Here is an 18,794-nt window from a genome sequence, read left to right on the forward strand (position 1 = left end):
TCATTTACTGGCTATTTTGCTAGGAATTATGTCCGAGCCTCACATTTTATATTTTTAAAATTGTTGTAAAAATGCTTGAGCATCTTTATTTATTTGTTTAAAATCTATACCTTGCTTCATCGCTGCAAATACACAACCACAATAACATTGTCTAAAAATATTATAATCATTACACATTTCGATAGAACGTTCATACCCTTTATTCTTTTTAAAATCACTTGGTAAATATTTTACATTATATATATTTTGTACATCCATACCTAGTTCATTGATTAATTGCGCATTTTTCTTTGGAGAGAGTGTGATTGCACTACCAAAATAATCGTAACCATGTTCTAAAGCAGCTTTTGCAACAATTTCTAATCGCATCTCGAAACAAGCCGTACATCTTAGTCCACCTTCCGGCTCTTCAGTTAAACCTTTATCTTTTGCCATTTTCATAAATTTATGCGGTTCATATTCGGCTTCAATATACTTTACATTTGCACCTGTTTTATTATTAAAATCATTTACAAATTGTTCTTGAACTTTAGCACGTCTTAAATATTCACTTTTGGGATGTATATTAGGATTCGCAAAATAAATCGCTATATCCGCATATTGTGTTAAAAACTCTAACGTATATGTACTACAAGGTGCACAACAACTATGAAGTAAGATTTTAGGGCGTTCTCCATCACGTTCCCATTGAGAAATTATCTTTCTTAATACTTTATCATAGTTGATTTTTTGATTTTTCATTTTAGCTAAAATTTGATTCGCTTCAATCACAATATGACCTCTCTTTCATCTACATAACACATTATTTAATAATATTATATATTAGCGAATATATAAAGGAAATATCGAATGTACAAGACAATTCGACTTTAACTCTTAAAAAATTAAAAAAAGCGACCGAATTTGAATTGCGTGTATTTCCACATTTTAACAACAAGTCCTAAAAATAAAAATTTGTTACATAGCTACTTTAAAATTAGTCATCAATTTCCACTACAATAAAACACCTGAGACAATTATTTTTGTCTCAGGTTCTTACATTAAATATTAATAACCAGATCCAACTTCTTCACCATCTTCGTCATATTCTGTAACATAACCGTCGTCAATGTCTACCGTGTACGATCCAGCTAAATCTCCATCTTTATCTAAGAATGAAAAACCCCATTTACCATCACCGGTTTTTTCAGGTTCTTTATACGTATACGTATCAGTATCTAGTGTATGTCCTTCATATGACTCTACTTTATCAATTACATTTTCACGCGTTACTTCGCCACTACTTGAATCGTTATCTGACTCGTCATCTGAATCATCGTATTTTTCATCTAATTTTTTATCGACATACTGATCAATAGCTTCTTCATCGAATTTGACTGTGACATCTGTCACACCACCATCTTTTTCGCTTGCACTTGCTACATTGACCGAATTTGATTTAAAAGTTTTTCCTTCGTATGAACCTTCAGCGTGAACGATAACTTCTTCATCTGGATCATAAGGACCATATGTTTCTGATGAAAAACCATCGCCTATTTCTTTACCATTAGCATATATTTTTACATTATCTAATATATATCCGCCTTCAGTATCAACATTAAAACGTTTTTGTTTAAACGATTCATATGCAATACTATCACTTTCACTCATATCAATTGTAATAGCGCCTTTAAAATTTTTACCTTCCATGTCTTTTGATGCTTTTAAATTATAATCACCGATAGGAAATGTTCCTAATTCTTTATCGTCATCTTCTTCTACAGAAATATGATGTTTATCCCCGTTAAATTCATAAGTAATTTCACCACTATCACTTGAAACGAGCGTAATTGTTTTTTGAGGAACATTAAATTGATAGTTATCAAAAAAAACATATTTTTTCCCGTCTTTAGATATATTTAAAATATTATTATCATTTGCATCTACAGATAAATTGTTATAGTGATTATTTTTAATATCTTTGGTGTTTTCTTCAACTTTGTCAGCAACATGCTTTAAATCACTTTCTGCTTTAATATACTTTAAGTACGCACGTGCTTCTTCTTCATTTAAACGATGATCGTTTGATGTTAATTGCTTAGATAATGATTTAGCATCGTCTTTTTTGATAGCATGTGCAATGTGAGTCGCTTGTTTTTCTGGAGACATTTGATTTTTAGCTATAGTAAAGATTACTACCAAAGCAATGATAATGGCTAACACTATAGTAACAATCAACCAAGTTTTTTTATTACTCTTATTGGAACGTGGTTGTTGATGAGAATAACGTTGTTCTGAATGTTTATAATTAGGTCCATCATTTCTCACAGGCGTACCACAATTTGTACACACCTTTACACCTTCTCGAAGAGGTTGACCACAATTACTGCAATATTTCATATTTTAATAAGTTCCTCCTTCAAATAAATCCCCTAGTTCTTCTATAAAATCACCAAATATTTGATGGAAAAATGCCTCCCCAAAAATACGAATAAATAAGAACAAAATAATGATATAAATAATCACACCATAAAAGCTGGATATTCTTGTTTGATTACCAGTGCTATACTTCGCAATTAGATAAATACCAGAAGCAATAAATAATAATAAAGACAATAATGCTATACTTCCGCCAAAGCTGTATGATTCTGCTAATATTAAAATTACAGAAATAATTAAAATTGCTAACGAAACACTATTAATTAACACATAGTCTGATAATACTTTTTTAAATGCAATAGGTTGTCTAACTACTAAACGTGTAAGCCCAAATATTGCACCTACTATGACAACCAAAAATAGAATAATACCAAAAATGATACTCGTTACCAAACTTCCTCTTGTAGTACCGAAAATACCAATCTCAACTGGTATTACGGAAGCGAGTAAAATTGCTAATACAATAAAACCGATTATTAATAATGATAATAATAATTTAAAACTGAAAACATGATTAGTTTGAATGATTTTATCAGGTGCAGTAAATGCACTTTTAAAGAAACCTTTACTTTCATTTGTTACTTGTTTAGCTTGTTGACCTATTTGACTTTGCTGTTGATCGTGATTGTGTTGATTTTGAGGAATTTCTCGATGTTGAGGTCTTTGATGGTATGTAGAGAGATTTGATTGTTGGGTATCATTATGTGACTGCTTAGATTGTAATGTTGAATCTGCTACGTCATTTTCATTTGATCTAGTCTCATCATGAGATGTTGAATCAACATTTTGATGAGTCGCTGCGTTGTTTTCTTTATTATTTGATGTTATGTTTTGTTCTTCATCATTCTTTTCAGCTTTTGTTATTTCACTTTCTGCATTTCTGACTGACTGTGGATGTCGACTTATTTTATGTCCACATTCACCACAGAATAAATCATCATCTTCTATTGGATTACCGCAATTCGGACAATGCATATAAAACCCTCCTATAATAAATATTTTGTAATCTTTTAAATTATATCATTTTATTTATATTGTTTTCTACAAAAATCCTAAAAATCTTATTTATTTAATCGGACATAGTGAATTGTGGTATATAGATTCCATATAAAGGAGTATATATTTTCCGCCACTTTTTCAACTCATATATTCTCAAATTGATTTATAGTAATAGTATGTATTTCTCTTCATTATTATTTAGACATTTACTTCAAAACAATATAATTGAAATAAAAAAGAGTCTGGACATCCATCTACCTTGTGTCCAGACTCTTAATCATGCTCATAGTATTTTATTGATTCAATCATCATCTTATTTATATCTTTTCAAACCTTTTTGATTTCAAAATCGATAATGACACTATCACTTGAGAACGAATTCCATCTCATTTCTTATACATTTGATATCGTATTTTCTTTCTCATTTATCATTTCTATAATTTCATTATTTTCATTTAACACAGCTACTTTTGGTGAGTGATCTACCATTTCATCTTCATTTAATTGTGCATATGTCATAATAATAATGACGTCTCCAACTTCAACTAGTCTTGAAGCCGCGCCATTTAAACACATCTTTCCACTACCACGTTCTCCAGCAATGACATATGTTTCAAATCGAGCACCATTATTATTATTAACAATAGCAACCTTTTCATTGGGTAAAATATCAACCGCATCTAATATATTGGCATCTATTGTTATGCTTCCAACGTAATTTAAATTAGATTCTGTAACTCTAGCTCTATGGATTTTTGAGTTCATAAATGTTCTAATCAATATAGTCATCTCCAATAATTATATTATCTATCAATCTTGCTTTAGAAAATTTAACTGCCAATGATATGAATATTCGTCCATGAATCTTTGATTGTTGTATAAGATTTGGATAACTATAAATACCCAAATCATCAATATGTCCACTAATATTTTTGTTTAAATACGCAGCGATTTGACCTATAATCTCATTGCTATCTCGTTCACCCGCTTCATACAAATTCTTTGCTAAGCGTAGACTTTGATATAAATGTTTTGCCTCTTTTCGTTCTTCAGAGGTCAAGTAAATATTTCTAGAGCTTTTGGCTAAACCATCTTTTTCTCTTACGATATCAATACCGATAACATGTACAGGAAGATTAAAGTCTTTAACCATCTTTTCAACAATAGCTAATTGTTGTGCATCCTTTTTCCCAAAATAGGCATAATCTGGTTGCACAATATTAAATAGTTTGTTGACCACGGTCACAACACCTTCGAAGTGTCCAGGTCTTTGTGCTCCCTCTAATACTTGTGCCAAGTGTCCAACTTTCAGATGAATACCTAATTCTTCTGGATACATTTCATCTACACTCGGATGGAAAACATAATCCACTTGTAACTTTTTTACTGCAGCCACATCATCATCGAGTTGACGTGGATAAGCATCAAAATCCTCATTAGGTCCAAACTGCAAGGGATTCACAAATATACTAATAACCGTGAGATCATTTTCGCTTACAGATTGCTTCATCATGGTTAAATGACCATCATGTAAAGCTCCCATAGTCGGAACGAATCCTATTGTTTTACCTTCACGTTGATGTTGTTTAACAATAGATTGCATTTCATTGATTGTTGTAATAACTTTAGTCATGTTGCTCTACCTCATCCATAATACGTTTTTTGTAAGTATGATTTTCAGAAGGAAACGTCCCTGCTTTAACTTCTTCATTATATTGCCTTAATCCATCAATACCACTTGAAAAGTCTGCAAATTGCTTAACAAACTTAGCGTGTCGATCAACACCATAATTTAACATATCATGATACACTAACACTTGCCCATCAGTATCTTTTCCTGCCCCTATACCTATAACTGGAATAGTGAGTTGCTGACTAATTTCTCGAGCTAAATCACTAGGTATGGCTTCTAAAACCAGTACTACTGCACCAGCAGTTTCCATAGCTTTAGCATCTTTGATAAGTTGCATAGCGGCTGTCTTTGTATCCCCTTGAAGTTTATACCCCATTACACCTACACTTTGAGGTGTAAGACCTAAGTGAGAAACAACAGGTATACCCATTTTAGTTGCTTTTTGAATAAATGATGTAAGATGAGCCCCTTCTACTTTGACAGCGTTAGCATTCGTGTTTTGATAAAGCTTAAGTGCATTTTTTAGATCTTCTTCATCACTTAAACCAACAGTCCCTATAGGCATATCAACAACTATAAATGTATCTGAAGCACCTCTTTTAACAGCCTTACCATGATGAATCATATCGTTCAATGTAACTTGAACAGTACTATCATATCCTAACACTGTCATTCCTAAAGAATCTCCTACCAAAATCATGTCAATTTCAGCTTGTTGTGCTTGCTTAGCACTAGGATAATCATAAGCTGTAACCATAGAAATCTTTTGCTGTGATGCCTTCATTTTGTTTAAATGATTTAAAGTTTTCAATTCATTTCACCCTCAATTTCCTTTATTATTAGCAATAGTATAATGAATCGTAAAAAGAAAGGAAAGAATAAAGTTATGACAATTGCCATTATAGGCCCAGGTGCAGTGGGTACAACGTTAGCTTTTGAATTAAAAAAAGTTCTACCAGATACGGAACTCATCGGCCGGCAAGATAAATTAATGACCTATTTCCCAGAAAATACTTCTAATGGAAGTAATGTTAAAGTGACTTCATTTAATCATATTAATCAAACTTTTGATGTCATTATCATAGCAGTTAAAACACATCAATTGGATGACGTCCTTAAACAATTACCTAAAATCACTCATGACGATTCGCTCATTATCTTAGCACAAAATGGCTATGGACAGCTTAATAAACTTCCATATCAACATGTCTTTCAAGCAGTCGTCTATATTAGCGGACAAAAAGTTAACAACAATGTTCAACATTTCAGAGATTACCAACTATATATTCAAGATAGCACACTAACTCGTCAATTCAAGCAAATGGTTCATCCTTCCAAAATAGAGGTGGTTTTACAAGAAAATATTGAAAAAAGCATTTGGTATAAATTATTAGTGAATTTAGGTATAAATACCATCACTGCTATTGGACAACAACCAGCTAAAATTTTAAAATCTCCTCATATTGAGTCGTTGTGTCGTCGTATATTAGTTGATGGTCTTAAAGTTGCTAGAGCTGAACAAATTGACTTTGAAGATCATATCGTTGATGATATTTTAAATATTTATAAAGGTTATCCAGACGAAATGGGAACAAGTATGTATTACGATGTCATTAACAAGCATCCTCTTGAAGTCGAGGCCATACAGGGTTATATATATAAATGTGCAAAAAAACATCATTTAGAGACACCCTATCTAGATATGGCTTATACATTTTTATACGCTTATCACCTTGAATACACACAACCAGATTGATATCTTAGGTAAATTAGTCATTATAAAATATGACCTTTTCTCAAAAAAAATATATTTATTCTACAAATAAACAACCCCATATTTGAAATGCATTTACTTTATAAATTCTAATCACCATAAACATATAACAAAGCCTAGAACACAAATTCATGTCCTAGGCTTTGTTAACCATATAGATAATTTATACTTGAATTGAAGATGTTGTTTATATCAAACTTTTTCAATAGTAGTACAAGAAACCCCAACATAGAGAGTTTCATTCAGAAATTCTCTATGTCGGGGTTCGTTACCGAGATAAGACAATATATTCAATACATATTTTATCTTATCCTCATCTATTTAGTATACAAATCATTGTAGTCTATAATGTTTGGAGTTAAGGTACATCTAGCTAACAATTATTCAGCTTCTCTGATTTCATCGGCTATATCTTTATAGTCAATGTCAGCATCAGTAAATGATTTAGCATCTACTGGGAAGTGTTGTTCAAATGTTTCAAAGTTTTGTATTTCAACAGTCACATCATCCACTTCAAAGTCTAAAATATGACCACCAAAATCACGATCATCATTTGCAAAGTGAATATGGAAACCTGCAGAACCAATACCATGGAATAATTCTGGAGTGAAGAAACCTACGATTGAACCTTTGATATTTTCACGTGTTTCTTCAGGTTGTCTACGAGCTGAATCAATTAAACGTGTGTATGGAGGTTCTTGACCAGGCATCATACGTACATGCATTTTTTTAAACGTTCCTGAAATTTTAACTGCCGAGAACATATTTTCACTTTTCATTTGTTTTTTAACTTCATCGAATACTTCTTCTTGATTTTTATTAGATGTTTTAAAACTTGAGTCTGCTTTGAATTTTGTAACAGTTGCATATGGTGTCATTTCGTCGCCTGTCAATTCTATAAATTCTTTATGTTCATTTGCATGATAAGCTTTACCATCAACAAAAATTACTTCTCCATCAGAACCTGTAAGCGTAGCAATACCTAAATCACCATGTTCTAATAAGTCATTAATTGAAGCAGTTCCTTCTAATAAACCTGCCATTAAAGTTCCTAATGTTCCGTGTTGATATAATACATTAGTCATTCATAATCACTCCTATTAATATTCATTACTTGAAGAAACGCATTCTAAGGTAGCCTTTCAACCTTAGAGTGCGTTTTATTAAAATTCACCTTAGTATCATTGGTTAATTTATTAATTTAAAGCATTTGGTAACATATTTGTAGATAATTTAACATTATCTGCATAGTTAACTGGGATATCAATTAATACTGGTCCATCAGTTTCGTAACCCTCTTTAAGTGCTGCCTCTAATTCTTCTTGATTAGTCACACGTAATCCTTTAGCGCCAAATGATTCTGCATATTTTACATAATCAACTGGTCCAAATTCTACACCTGAAGAGCGTTTATATTTCATTTCTTCTTGGAATTCAACCATGTTATAACGACCATCATTCCAAATTAATTGAATGATATTTAAGTTTTTACGTACTGCAGTTTCTAATTCTTGTCCTGAGAATAGGAAACCACCGTCTCCAGCTACAGAAACAACTTGTGTATTTGGACGTACAAGTGCAGCTGAAATAGCCCATGGAAGTGCAACACCTAGAGTTTGCATACCGTTACTAAATAGTAAATGTCTAGGATTGTAACTTCTGTATTTACGAGCCATCCAAATGTAATGGCTTCCCACATCTACAGTTACAGTAGTATCATCAGTTAAAACTTTTTGCATTGTTTCAATGATTTCAACTGGGTGCATCACACCTTCTTTGTGAGTTGCTTTAATTCCAGTTGCTTCTGTGATTTCGCCTCTTAATTTTTCAAGTTCATCTAAATGATCTTGATTAATAAATGGTTCATTTACATGTTCAGAAATCATATCTATTGTACCTGCAATGTTTCCGATTAACTCTTTAACTGGTTGCATGTAATTAGTGATTTCAGCATGTTCTTCATCGACATTGATGATTTTAGTATCTAATTCTTTATTCCAGTTACTTGCTTCATATTCAATAGGGTCATAACCGATTGTGATAACTAAATCACTTTTTCTAAGTAATTCGTCACCCACTTGGTTTCTAAATAAACCAACACGACCGAAGAAGTGATTTTCTAATTCGCGACTAATTACGCCGGCACCTTGGAATGTTTCAACAACAGGTAAATTTGTTTTTTGAACTAAACGGCGAATAGCTTCTGTTTCAGCTTGGCTTGAACTTCTCATTCCAGCTAATAATACTGGGAATTTAGAATTTTTAATAGCCTCAATCACTTCATTAATTTCTTGTTCTGAAGGTACACCAAGATGTGGTTTTTGACATAATGAAATTGCATCAGCTTTGACAGGTGATGAAATAACATCTTGTGGAATACTGATAAAGCTCGCTCCATTTTTACCTGAAGTGGCTGTACGCATTGCATTCGTAATAACCTCTGATAGTGATTCTGGATCTTGTACTTCTGCACTATATTTAGTTGAGGATCTAAGTAATGATGCGTTATCAATACTTTGATGTGTTAAACGTAATAAGTCATTTCTTTTAACTTGACCACCGATAGCTAATACAGGGTCACCTTCAGAAGTTGCAGTTAATAAACCAGTAGTTAAGTTACTTACCCCTGGGCCACTTGTAGTAATAGCCACACCTGGTTTTCCTGTTAAACGACCAATACCTTGTGCAATCATCGCTGCGTTTTGTTCATGACGCGTAACGACTAATTCAATATCGTCATCCTCTAGTGCATTAAATAAGTAGTCGATTTTCGCACCTGGAATACCAAATACATACTCAACTCCATTATTTTTTAAAGTATCAATTACCATTTGTGCTGCAGAATATTGTTTTTCCGCCATTTATATTCATTTCCTTTCAAAAATTAAGTTCACTCAAAACATCTTCGTCATTCTCATAAGTTTTAAACTAAATGTTTTATAGAATCATAAGTGTCTTCTAAAGTTTTCACTGATTTTTCTAGTAATTGTAGTTCGTTATCATTTAATGGTGTTTCATAAATTTTAACTGCACCATTTTGATTGATAAGTGTTGGTAAGCCAAGATAAACATCGTTAAATCCATATTGACCATTAAGTTGACTAGAAACTGTCAAAATACTATTTTCATTATTTAGTAAAGCTTTAGAAATACGTAATAGTGCTAGAGCTATACCATAATACGTAGATCCTTTAGCTTGAATGATATCGTAAGCAGCATCTCTTGTATTAATATAAATTTCATTCGCTTTAGCATCGCTACCAGTTTCTTCTTTCAATGTATCATACACTGAAATACCTCCAACGTTTGCTTGAGACCAAACTGCAAGTTCAGAGTCACCATGTTCACCTATAATGCTAGCGTGAACACTACTTGATGTAACACCTAATTCTTTACTTATTAAATATCTGAATCTTGCACTATCAAGCACTGTACCAGAACCAATAACACGTTCAGCTGGTAAACCTGTAACTTCTTTAACATAACGTGTTAAGATATCAACTGGGTTTGCAGCAATTAGGAAGAAACCATCAAAGCCACTATCCATGACACTAGTTACGATACTTTTCATGATTTTAGTATTTTTCTCAACAAGTTGTAAACGAGTTTCACCCGGTTTTTGAGGTGCACCTGCTGTAATAACAACTAAATCTGCATCTTTACAATCTTCATATTCTCCAGCTTTTACAGTCACTGGTGAAGAACTGTAAAGTGCACCATGGTTTAAATCTTTAACGTCTGCTTCCACTTTATCTTTTGCAATATCAATAATTACAAATTCATCTGCAATTCCTTGAGTCACCATAGCAAATGCATAACTTGAACCTACGGAACCGTCTCCTACTAAAACAACTTTTTTCCCAAATTTTTTCATTTTAACGAACTCCTTCATAATAAAGTTACACAAATAACTGTGTTAGCTTATTTGTATAATATTTCTATTAAAATAACTAGAATTTTACTTCAGTTCAGATATAAAAAATTCATTTTAATGACAATTTTTCAACACTTTTCTGAAGCAATCAATTCAGCGACTAACTTTATTACGTTTATTATTATAGTACGTGACAAAGTATTAATAAAATACATAATAACGATGTTAACCATTCATAAAAGGAATAGGTTTCCTATAGAAAAATGTAATACTTTGTTTATTCATATATGAAATAAACGAATATGAGTTAATCGCGGTCTTTTTCGTCAATAAAGACATCAATTCAATGCCTTTATTAAAAGACTACCTACTAGGCCATACCCACCTCTATGTATAAACTAACAATTAAATACAGTGAATTCCAAATATTTATCAATAAATATAACGTCAAAACATCAAAAAAATAGTAATTGATTAAAATATTTACCGTCGTATACCTTTTTAAAGAATTTATAATATAAAGATTTACTTCGGCACATTTTAAATTCAGCCATTAACTTCCAATATACAAAACACCTGAGACAAATATCGATGTCTCAGGCTCAGTTATTTAAGTATAAACACCTACTTGAAAAGCACACTTCAATTTATGTACTAGTCATTTTAATATTTAAATTGTGGAGTGAGAACTATTGGTGTACCTTAATGAAATTTACGTGCATATGTACAATACATTAAAGATGTGTTTGTGCCTCTTACATATCTTTGGCGTTATTAAAAATTGACAAGTTGTAATATCGACTTTGATATAAAATCTTTTACTAAATATTGACCTATGTTGGTTTCATCTCAGAAATAAATTCAATCCATTTGCGAGTTACATGATTGAGATAAGCATCTTTTCTCCATATCACGCCAAGATGCCATGATAATTCAACATTCTCTAATTGAATGGACGTTACGTTATTCCCCATTAAATTAACTAAACTTTCTGGAACGATACTAATTCCTATTCCTTGTTGAATCATATTAGCGATAAAACTAATTTGAGAAATATTAGCAACAGTTTTAGGGTAATAGCCTAGCCTTTTACAGTTCTCTATAATTTGATCTTTTAAATAATAATCATCATGAAATAAAACAAACTCTTCATCTTTCAAATCTGCCATGTCTACTTTATTTAAATGTGCTAAATGATGGTCATTACTTACTACTAATAATAATTCTTCATTATATAAAGAAGTTGAATGAAATTCAGTGTGATCTACAGGTAATGTAGTAATACCAATATCCACATCATCATTAGATGTTAAGTTCTCAACAATTTTACCACCACCCTCAATCACTTCATATGTCACATTAGGATAGAGTCTGTGAAACTGATTCAATGCATTTGTAAACATTTGAACATTCATCATTGGTGATAAGCCTATTTTAATATGACCTTTTTGAACGTTCACAATGTCATTCATTTCTAAAGATAATTTCTCGAATAAAGCTAAAAATTCTAAACTATTATCATAAAATGTTTGACCTATATCTGTTAGTTTTATTTGTTTTTGTGACCGGTCAAACAATGTAATATCGTATTCATTTTCAATATTTTTAATCGCTTTGCTAATCGTTGACTGTGCAATGTATAAGTGTTCAGATGCTTGCGTCATACCACCTTGTCGTACAACTTCTACGAAATATTTAATTTGTTTAATTTCCATTTACATTCATCCTTAATTATCAACATTTGATTGATGGATATCTTCTCTCATAGAACCATCGTTTGATATCTAGCATTTTTTTAACATAACTTCTTCAATTAATCATTTACACTAACACTCATTGAACAATAATTCCGTGTATATAATTGTTTTAATTGACTAATACCGATTATTTTTCATCATTATCATGATGCTCTCTTTTACGATAACATGTTTTACAAATATAATTACTTTACTAATTTATAAATCATGTGAAGAAATACATGACAAATACCATAAATGAAAATTCCTGTGATATTAACATTCAATTTATATCCTTTTTAGCCTATTGAAATTTTACTATATTAACTTAATCACTGAGGAAAATAATTTTTGTTAATTTTTCAGAATTTTTAGACAAAATATTTATCTTCTGTGCTATTATATTAATTATCAGAATCAGCCAATTCATTTTATCTACATGTAGATGATTTTTTAATACGTATTGTTAAGGAATGTTTGCTGACTCATGTTAATAGTAAGTTGATGTTATGGAGGTTTGTTATGGGAAGTTTTTTTAATCGGATGACTCGAAAAGAGAATCCTACTATTTATCAAAGTAAAGATGGGCATCTTAAACGCACATTACGTGTACGCGACTTTCTTGCACTAGGTGTTGGTACAATTGTTTCTACATCTATCTTCACTTTACCAGGTGTTGTCGCGGCTGAGCATGCCGGACCTGCTGTTTCATTGTCATTCTTATTAGCTGCTATTGTGGCAGGTCTTGTAGCCTTTACTTATGCAGAAATGGCATCTACAATGCCTTTTGCTGGTTCAGCTTATTCATGGATTAATGTTCTTTTTGGTGAATTATTCGGATGGGTTGCCGGTTGGGCGCTTTTAGCAGAATACTTTATTGCTGTTGCTTTCGTTGCTTCAGGCTTTTCTGCTAACTTAAGAGGTCTTATTGCACCATTGGGCATTTCTTTACCTAAATCATTATCTAATCCATTTGGAAGTAACGGTGGTGTCATTGATATCATTGCTGCTGTAGTGATTATTTTAACTGCATTACTATTATCACGCGGAATGAACGAAGCCGCTCGTATGGAAAATGTATTGGTTATATTAAAGGTGTTGGCCATCATTTTATTTGTGATTGTTGGGCTAACTGCGATTAATTTCAGTAACTATATACCTTTTATTCCAGAACATAAAGTTACTGAAACTGGCGACTTTGGAGGTTGGCAAGGTATTTATGCTGGAGTTTCAATGATTTTTTTAGCTTATATTGGTTTTGACTCTATTGCTGCTAATTCAGCTGAAGCGATTAATCCACAGAAGACAATGCCTAGAGGAATCTTAGGGTCACTCATAGTAGCAATTGTATTGTTTGTGGCCGTAGCACTTGTTCTTGTTGGCATGTTCCATTACTCTCAATACGCTGATAATGCAGAGCCAGTAGGTTGGGCATTACGAGAAAGTGGTCATGGTATTATTGCTGCAATTGTTCAAGCAATTTCTGTCATCGGTATGTTCACTGCATTAATCGGTATGATGCTTGCAGGTTCACGTCTATTATATTCATTTGGACGAGATGGTTTACTCCCTTCTTGGTTAAGTCAATTGAATCACAAACATTTACCTAATCGAGCACTTGTCATACTTACAATCATTGGCGTAGTTATCGGATCAATGTTCCCGTTTGCTTTCTTAGCACAATTGATTTCCGCAGGTACCCTTGTTGCATTCATGTTTGTGTCACTAGCAATGTATCGATTAAGAAAACGTGAAGGGAAAGATTTACCTAAGCCAGAGTTTAAATTACCTTTATATCCTATATTGCCTGCAATTACATTTATATTAGTATTGCTAGTATTTTGGGGATTAAGTTTTGAAGCTAAGTTGTATACACTGATATGGTTTATTGTAGGTATAATTATTTATTTAATTTATGGAATTAGACATTCCAAAAAGAATGATGAAGAAGCGTATCAAGTACCTAGAAAATAAATGAAAGACTTATAGATTAAATTAAAATATAGGGAGTAGGACAATGAACTCGTTATGAATTCTGTCCCACTCCCTATATTAATATTGTTATTTATTATCGAGGAATTGCTATTCATCTACATGCTTCTTACCAACCTTGACCACTAATGTCATATTGATTTAATTCTCCTCTTTCCAACTTTTCAAGCGCCTCTTCTATTGTATCTAATGCTTTATCAAGTTGCTTATAGGTAATCACAAGTGGTGGTTGAAATCTTAAAACATTACCCGCAACTGCTATGATAATCACACCATTTTCAAAGCAGTAATTACATATCTTTAATGCTGCTTCAGAATCTCTAGTTTTCTCAATTTTATTTGATACTATGTCTATTCCAATTGATAATCCAATACCTCGAACATCACCTACATATTGGTAACGTTCTATCCATGGGTCTATTCTTTTTCTAACGTAACTCCCCTTTTTCCATGAAGCGTTTAGTAAATCTTCATCTTCAATCATCTTTATCGTAGCTAAGGCTGCTTCACAACTTACAGGATTTGCACCAGTTGTAAATAAATGAGCAGGTGCTTCAAGACTTTCCATGATTTCTTTACGACCTACAATCGCAGACATTGGTAAACCTCCAGCTAATGACTTTCCAAATGTCATTAAATCTGGAGTAAAATGATAATGATCTACGGAACTCCACTTTCCTGTACGACCTAATCCTTGTTGGATATCATCGACTGCAATAAGAATATTGTGAGCGTGGCAAAGCTCTTGTAATGCTTCAAAATAACCTGGTACGGGTTCAAGTAAGCCACCGTCACCTTGAATTGTTTCAACCACAATACATGCAACTTCCTCCGCAGGGACATATTTTGTAAACATTTCTTTTAAAGGAGCTAAATATTCCTCAACTGTGTTAGGTTTAGCTTGCTCAAACATCCCCCTATACTTATCGGGAAAAGGTATATGGTAAAATCCATTAAGTAATGGCCCGTAACGCTTACGCATATTCAAACTAATTGAAGACATCGATAATGAACCAAATGTTGAACCATGGTATGCATTAGTAAAACTTATGATGTATGGACGTCCTGTATACGCTCGTGCAAACTTTATAATCCCATCATTAGCATCAGAGCCACTTAATCCGAAAGTAACTCTTTTCTCATAATTTCCAGGAGCAATGTCACATAATTTTTTTGATAATCGCACTAACGGTTCATGATACATATATGCTGGTGTATAATGAATAAATTTCTCAGTTTGGTTCTTAATTGCTTCGACTACTGGCTTCGGAGCGTGACCCACATTTTGCGAACTTGCACTTGCTAATAAATCAATATAAGACTTACCGTCTATATCGATTAACGTGGCTCCATAACCATGATCAATAACTAGAGGATAATATTTAATCCGTCCAGAATGTGCAAAATAACGTTCATCTTCATCTATCAAATGATTAACCTTACTCATTGAGTTCCCTCCCAATAGTGACTCTTTTTAATATAGCTATCTACATATGAAGCTATAAAACTATCAACTGCTATCGTTTTAAAATAAATCAATATTAATAGGATAGTAATCAATATACTAATAATTTTCAGATTTGTAAATATTTTCTGATAATTTAGAATATTTGCGTTCCGAATCTTTTGTGATAAAGAAATATATGTCATTGAGGCTTAGAATATATGTTTAAAGGGAATTTAGAATAAAATGTTTTACGGAGGAGATTAATATGAATTGGTTAAAAATATTTTATCATTTATTATGCGCAACCACGATTAGCGTGATATTACTTATTATAACTATATTAATGGATGTGTTACTACAAAACACACATTTAACTCAGTTATTACTCAATATTGATTTTTTAATCAACCCTGATGAAGTGCCAACAATTATTGAAGTACTGATTCATTTAAGTATTGGAATATTGATTTATCTCGCCTTTTTAATTATCTATCATTATTCAAAATCCTTGTATCATCTAGCATACTTACCTTTAGTATTGATATTTACTTTGATGTATCCACTTCTCGTTTTTCTTGCGCAACGTCCATTTTTTTCCTTTAGTTGGAACGAATTTGCATGGTGGTTAGTTGCACATCTTTTTTTCATCATTTTAATGGCGACTTGTCTACCTATCATTTCGAAAAAAATTTTATGATTTTAAAACTCATATCTCAATGTCTTTTACACATTATAAAATAAATATTGGCAGTAGAAACATCATAGATAATTAGACTATGATATCTCTACTGCCTTATTAGTTATTCTGGCTCTCCATCTTCATCATACTTCGTTACTTCTCCATCTTTATCGATAATATAAGATCCTTCTAAATGGCCTTCTTTATCTGTAAATGAGAACCCCCAACTACCATCGCTATCTTTTTCTGGTTCTTTGTAAATATATGTGTCTGTATCTAATTGATGCCCTTCGTAGTCTTCAACTATATCGATAACATTACTTCGTGTCACCGTTACTTCATCAGAACTACTTGATTGATCTTCAGATTCAGAAGTATCATCTTCATCTGTTAAATTATCACCAACTGAAAATTCAGTCCTCATCATCTGACTTATCTTATTGATTTCACTTTCACTAGCGTTGTATAACTTAACTGTACGAGCATCATCTATAATGCGTTGAGATTCTCTTTTAGAGTAATCAGCGTCACGCCAACTCCCTTGGAAATGTGATGGTACACTATATATTGTAATTGTGCCATCTCCATTACTTTTATAATAAACTGAACCTGCTGCAGTAACACTTGCTGTTAACAATTCTGTTCCTTCAGGTAGTTTGGCTGATTCGTCTGGGTGATAGGGATCTAAAACTTTATTAGAAATATTTTGATGTACAATTTCTAAATCGTCAAAAGGAAGGTCACTTTCACCTCTATAACTATCTAAAGCAGTTAACCAAACTTGAGCATAGTATCTATTCGAATGGGTATCTTGTTGTGTGTCCTGCTGATTATCTTCTGTTTGATTTCTACTTATACTTGATTTTGAATCTCTGTTACTTTTATATCCTGATTGTTGATCATCATTTATCGTTGAGCTTCCATTATTATCACTATCACCAAGACCACAACCAGCTAATATTAATATTGTAAACGCACATATCACTGCTAATTTCTTCAATTCAAATACTCCCTCACATTCTAATATATTTAACTCAACAAAATAAACCACTTTATAAAATAATTATAAACTAACTATTTTTAAAAATGTACAACAATTTAACAAATTCTTAAAGATTCGCTATTTACGAAGCAATACTTGCCGTCTGTTTTACTGCTATATCATTAGCAATGGTTTATGATTATTAAGATTTTTAACGTATCTTAAAATTTGTATTTGAATTCTTTTAAACTACTATCATCTCGCAATCAAGGTGCTAAACTATAATCGTAAAGTAATTTAAATACATCATATATCATCAATTCGAAATGGGGTTATCAATGTGAAAAAGATTTCTCTAATTGCAACGACTGTATTAACAGGATTATTATTATTTCCAAGTGTCAATGACACAACGACACATGCAGCCGAAGTAACATCTCATGATGCACAAGCTGTAGCAATTCAAGCTATGAAAAATAGTGGTGGCAATCCGGACTTACAAAATTTCAAAAAAGTTAAGGATAAAGGGGATTATTTCACAATTGATATAAATAATAAATCTGGTGCAGGTGTCGGTACTTATAAAGTATACAAAAATGGAGTGGTGCTATATAAAAGTGGAAATTATGGAGAATATAGTCAACTCAATACACGACAATGTTATGTTGCACAAGATATTGCTACAACATCTTCACAAGTAAAACGACACTCTACTCAACAGACACAAGCAGTGGATAGCACACGTGAACTTAATTCATACTACGTAGGTCAAGTTCAATCTTCTGACTTACCACAACAAAGTTCATCTGATATGCTACCGAATACTGGTATGAAAGATAAAAATTTCAATACAAATGGTATAATAAGTCTATTTTTACTCACTGCTGGCTTCATTACACTTTACCATCAACCTTTACGTAAAATGTCATAGTTCTTTTAAAATCATTTTTGAATGGTATGATGTTACACCCCGATGATGTCTTAATTCATCGAATTCAGTCTCGGGAATAGTTTCTACAATATCATTTGCATGTCGTGAAATATCATTTGCGGGGATAAAAAATGAAGTTTTCATTGGTAGCGTAAGTTGAGTCACATTATAATCTTTATACATAAGGCACCTCGTTAATTTAGTTTAGTGATATTTATTAAATTATACGAAAGGGTCTTATTTTTTTAGTATTTCACATATAAAGACAAAGTATTTTGGCGAGACCTTGAGAGAACAGGACAAGCTGAAGCTGTCCCCTAAGAAAGCGA

16 protein-coding genes and 1 pseudogene are annotated in these 18,794 nt (G+C 32.2%); 4 read left to right on the top strand and 13 right to left on the bottom strand.

What is annotated here, in order from left to right:
* Nucleotides 1–54 precede the first annotated feature (54 nt).
* The 6 genes from HMPREF2576_RS11240 to panB form a co-directional block, all read right to left on the bottom strand.
* Nucleotides 55–741 carry an epoxyqueuosine reductase QueH gene (locus tag HMPREF2576_RS11240; protein WP_153647446.1) on the bottom strand — a complete coding sequence of 229 codons (687 nt, stop codon included), beginning with the start codon at nucleotides 739–741 and terminating at the stop codon, nucleotides 55–57.
* A gap of 306 nt (nucleotides 742–1,047) precedes the next feature.
* The gene (locus tag HMPREF2576_RS11245; RefSeq protein ID WP_001830674.1) at nucleotides 1,048–2,379 is read right to left on the bottom strand and encodes a zinc ribbon domain-containing protein; all 1,332 of its coding nucleotides are present in this window, start codon (nucleotides 2,377–2,379) and stop codon (nucleotides 1,048–1,050) included.
* A gap of 3 nt (nucleotides 2,380–2,382) precedes the next feature.
* Nucleotides 2,383–3,393, bottom strand: a complete 1,011-nt coding sequence (locus tag HMPREF2576_RS11250; protein WP_001830633.1) for a zinc-ribbon domain-containing protein — start codon at nucleotides 3,391–3,393, stop codon at nucleotides 2,383–2,385.
* A 417-nt stretch (nucleotides 3,394–3,810) separates the two neighbouring features.
* Nucleotides 3,811–4,197, bottom strand: a complete 387-nt coding sequence (panD, locus tag HMPREF2576_RS11255) for an aspartate 1-decarboxylase (protein WP_001830619.1) — start codon at nucleotides 4,195–4,197, stop codon at nucleotides 3,811–3,813.
* A complete protein-coding gene (gene panC / locus HMPREF2576_RS11260; RefSeq protein ID WP_001830610.1) occupies nucleotides 4,190–5,050 on the bottom strand; it encodes a pantoate--beta-alanine ligase in 861 nt (286 codons plus the stop codon). Before panC ends, panD begins: the two co-directional genes overlap by 8 nt.
* Nucleotides 5,043–5,861: a 3-methyl-2-oxobutanoate hydroxymethyltransferase gene (gene panB, locus HMPREF2576_RS11265; protein ID WP_001830671.1), complete on the bottom strand. Its 819-nt coding sequence runs from the start codon at nucleotides 5,859–5,861 to the stop codon at nucleotides 5,043–5,045. Before panB ends, panC begins: the two co-directional genes overlap by 8 nt.
* 75 nt (nucleotides 5,862–5,936) lie before the next feature.
* On the opposite strand from panB, the gene HMPREF2576_RS11270 reads away from it, so the two are divergent.
* On the top strand, nucleotides 5,937–6,806 hold the full coding sequence (locus tag HMPREF2576_RS11270) for an oxidoreductase (protein ID WP_070856256.1): 870 nt from the start codon (nucleotides 5,937–5,939) through the stop codon (nucleotides 6,804–6,806).
* A gap of 398 nt (nucleotides 6,807–7,204) precedes the next feature.
* Here the strand turns inward: HMPREF2576_RS11270 and budA are convergent, their stop codons facing one another.
* The 4 genes from budA to HMPREF2576_RS11290 all read right to left on the bottom strand — a co-directional run bounded on the left by budA (nucleotide 7,205) and on the right by HMPREF2576_RS11290 (nucleotide 12,413).
* A complete protein-coding gene (gene budA / locus HMPREF2576_RS11275) occupies nucleotides 7,205–7,909 on the bottom strand; it encodes an acetolactate decarboxylase (RefSeq protein ID WP_001830626.1) in 705 nt (234 codons plus the stop codon).
* A 111-nt stretch (nucleotides 7,910–8,020) separates the two neighbouring features.
* On the bottom strand, nucleotides 8,021–9,685 hold the full coding sequence (gene alsS / locus HMPREF2576_RS11280) for an acetolactate synthase AlsS (RefSeq protein WP_001830666.1): 1,665 nt from the start codon (nucleotides 9,683–9,685) through the stop codon (nucleotides 8,021–8,023).
* Between the two features lie 62 nt (nucleotides 9,686–9,747).
* Complete coding sequence (locus tag HMPREF2576_RS11285; protein ID WP_001830650.1) at nucleotides 9,748–10,698, bottom strand: L-lactate dehydrogenase; 951 nt, start codon at nucleotides 10,696–10,698, stop codon at nucleotides 9,748–9,750.
* 833 nt (nucleotides 10,699–11,531) lie between these two features.
* Nucleotides 11,532–12,413: a cidABC operon transcriptional activator CidR gene (locus tag HMPREF2576_RS11290; protein ID WP_001830605.1), complete on the bottom strand. Its 882-nt coding sequence runs from the start codon at nucleotides 12,411–12,413 to the stop codon at nucleotides 11,532–11,534.
* Between the two features lie 543 nt (nucleotides 12,414–12,956).
* On the opposite strand from HMPREF2576_RS11290, the gene HMPREF2576_RS11295 reads away from it, so the two are divergent.
* Nucleotides 12,957–14,408 carry an APC family permease gene (locus tag HMPREF2576_RS11295; RefSeq protein ID WP_001830629.1) on the top strand — a complete coding sequence of 484 codons (1,452 nt, stop codon included), beginning with the start codon at nucleotides 12,957–12,959 and terminating at the stop codon, nucleotides 14,406–14,408.
* Between the two features lie 127 nt (nucleotides 14,409–14,535).
* Here the strand turns inward: HMPREF2576_RS11295 and HMPREF2576_RS11300 are convergent, their stop codons facing one another.
* Nucleotides 14,536–15,873 (bottom strand): aspartate aminotransferase family protein, encoded by a 1,338-nt coding sequence (locus HMPREF2576_RS11300; protein WP_001830675.1) that lies wholly within the window; start codon nucleotides 15,871–15,873, stop codon nucleotides 14,536–14,538.
* Between the two features lie 265 nt (nucleotides 15,874–16,138).
* Between HMPREF2576_RS11300 and HMPREF2576_RS11305 the strand changes: the two genes are divergently transcribed.
* Nucleotides 16,139–16,570: a hypothetical protein gene (locus tag HMPREF2576_RS11305; protein WP_001830680.1), complete on the top strand. Its 432-nt coding sequence runs from the start codon at nucleotides 16,139–16,141 to the stop codon at nucleotides 16,568–16,570.
* A 103-nt stretch (nucleotides 16,571–16,673) separates the two neighbouring features.
* Here the strand turns inward: HMPREF2576_RS11305 and HMPREF2576_RS11310 are convergent, their stop codons facing one another.
* Nucleotides 16,674–17,552, bottom strand: coding sequence for a hypothetical protein (locus HMPREF2576_RS11310; RefSeq protein ID WP_002486288.1), 879 nt, complete (start codon nucleotides 17,550–17,552; stop codon nucleotides 16,674–16,676).
* Nucleotides 17,553–17,874: 322 nt separating this feature from the next.
* Between HMPREF2576_RS11310 and HMPREF2576_RS11315 the strand changes: the two genes are divergently transcribed.
* Entirely contained in the window at nucleotides 17,875–18,465 is a 591-nt protein-coding gene (locus HMPREF2576_RS11315) for a hypothetical protein (protein WP_001830659.1), read from the top strand.
* Between the two features lie 3 nt (nucleotides 18,466–18,468).
* Here the strand turns inward: HMPREF2576_RS11315 and HMPREF2576_RS11320 are convergent.
* Nucleotides 18,469–18,648 (bottom strand): annotated as a pseudogene (locus HMPREF2576_RS11320) (IS5/IS1182 family transposase); the annotation flags it as partial.
* Nucleotides 18,649–18,794: the final 146 nt, after the last annotated feature.

Origin of the sequence: Staphylococcus sp. HMSC063F05 (assembly GCF_001837075.1) — a bacterium.
GTDB lineage: Bacteria > Bacillota > Bacilli > Staphylococcales > Staphylococcaceae > Staphylococcus > Staphylococcus epidermidis.

Coding starts and splice junctions, on each gene's coding strand:
- HMPREF2576_RS11240 (WP_153647446.1), bottom strand. CDS start 741: ATGAAAAATCAAAAAATCAACTATGATAAAGTATTAAGAAAGATAATT.
- HMPREF2576_RS11245 (WP_001830674.1), bottom strand. CDS start 2,379: ATGAAATATTGCAGTAATTGTGGTCAACCTCTTCGAGAAGGTGTAAAG.
- HMPREF2576_RS11250 (WP_001830633.1), bottom strand. CDS start 3,393: ATGCATTGTCCGAATTGCGGTAATCCAATAGAAGATGATGATTTATTC.
- panC (WP_001830610.1), bottom strand. CDS start 5,050: ATGACTAAAGTTATTACAACAATCAATGAAATGCAATCTATTGTTAAA.
- HMPREF2576_RS11270 (WP_070856256.1), top strand. CDS start 5,937: ATGACAATTGCCATTATAGGCCCAGGTGCAGTGGGTACAACGTTAGCT.
- budA (WP_001830626.1), bottom strand. CDS start 7,909: ATGACTAATGTATTATATCAACACGGAACATTAGGAACTTTAATGGCA.
- alsS (WP_001830666.1), bottom strand. CDS start 9,685: ATGGCGGAAAAACAATATTCTGCAGCACAAATGGTAATTGATACTTTA.
- HMPREF2576_RS11285 (WP_001830650.1), bottom strand. CDS start 10,698: ATGAAAAAATTTGGGAAAAAAGTTGTTTTAGTAGGAGACGGTTCCGTA.
- HMPREF2576_RS11290 (WP_001830605.1), bottom strand. CDS start 12,413: ATGGAAATTAAACAAATTAAATATTTCGTAGAAGTTGTACGACAAGGT.
- HMPREF2576_RS11295 (WP_001830629.1), top strand. CDS start 12,957: ATGGGAAGTTTTTTTAATCGGATGACTCGAAAAGAGAATCCTACTATT.
- HMPREF2576_RS11300 (WP_001830675.1), bottom strand. CDS start 15,873: ATGAGTAAGGTTAATCATTTGATAGATGAAGATGAACGTTATTTTGCA.
- HMPREF2576_RS11305 (WP_001830680.1), top strand. CDS start 16,139: ATGAATTGGTTAAAAATATTTTATCATTTATTATGCGCAACCACGATT.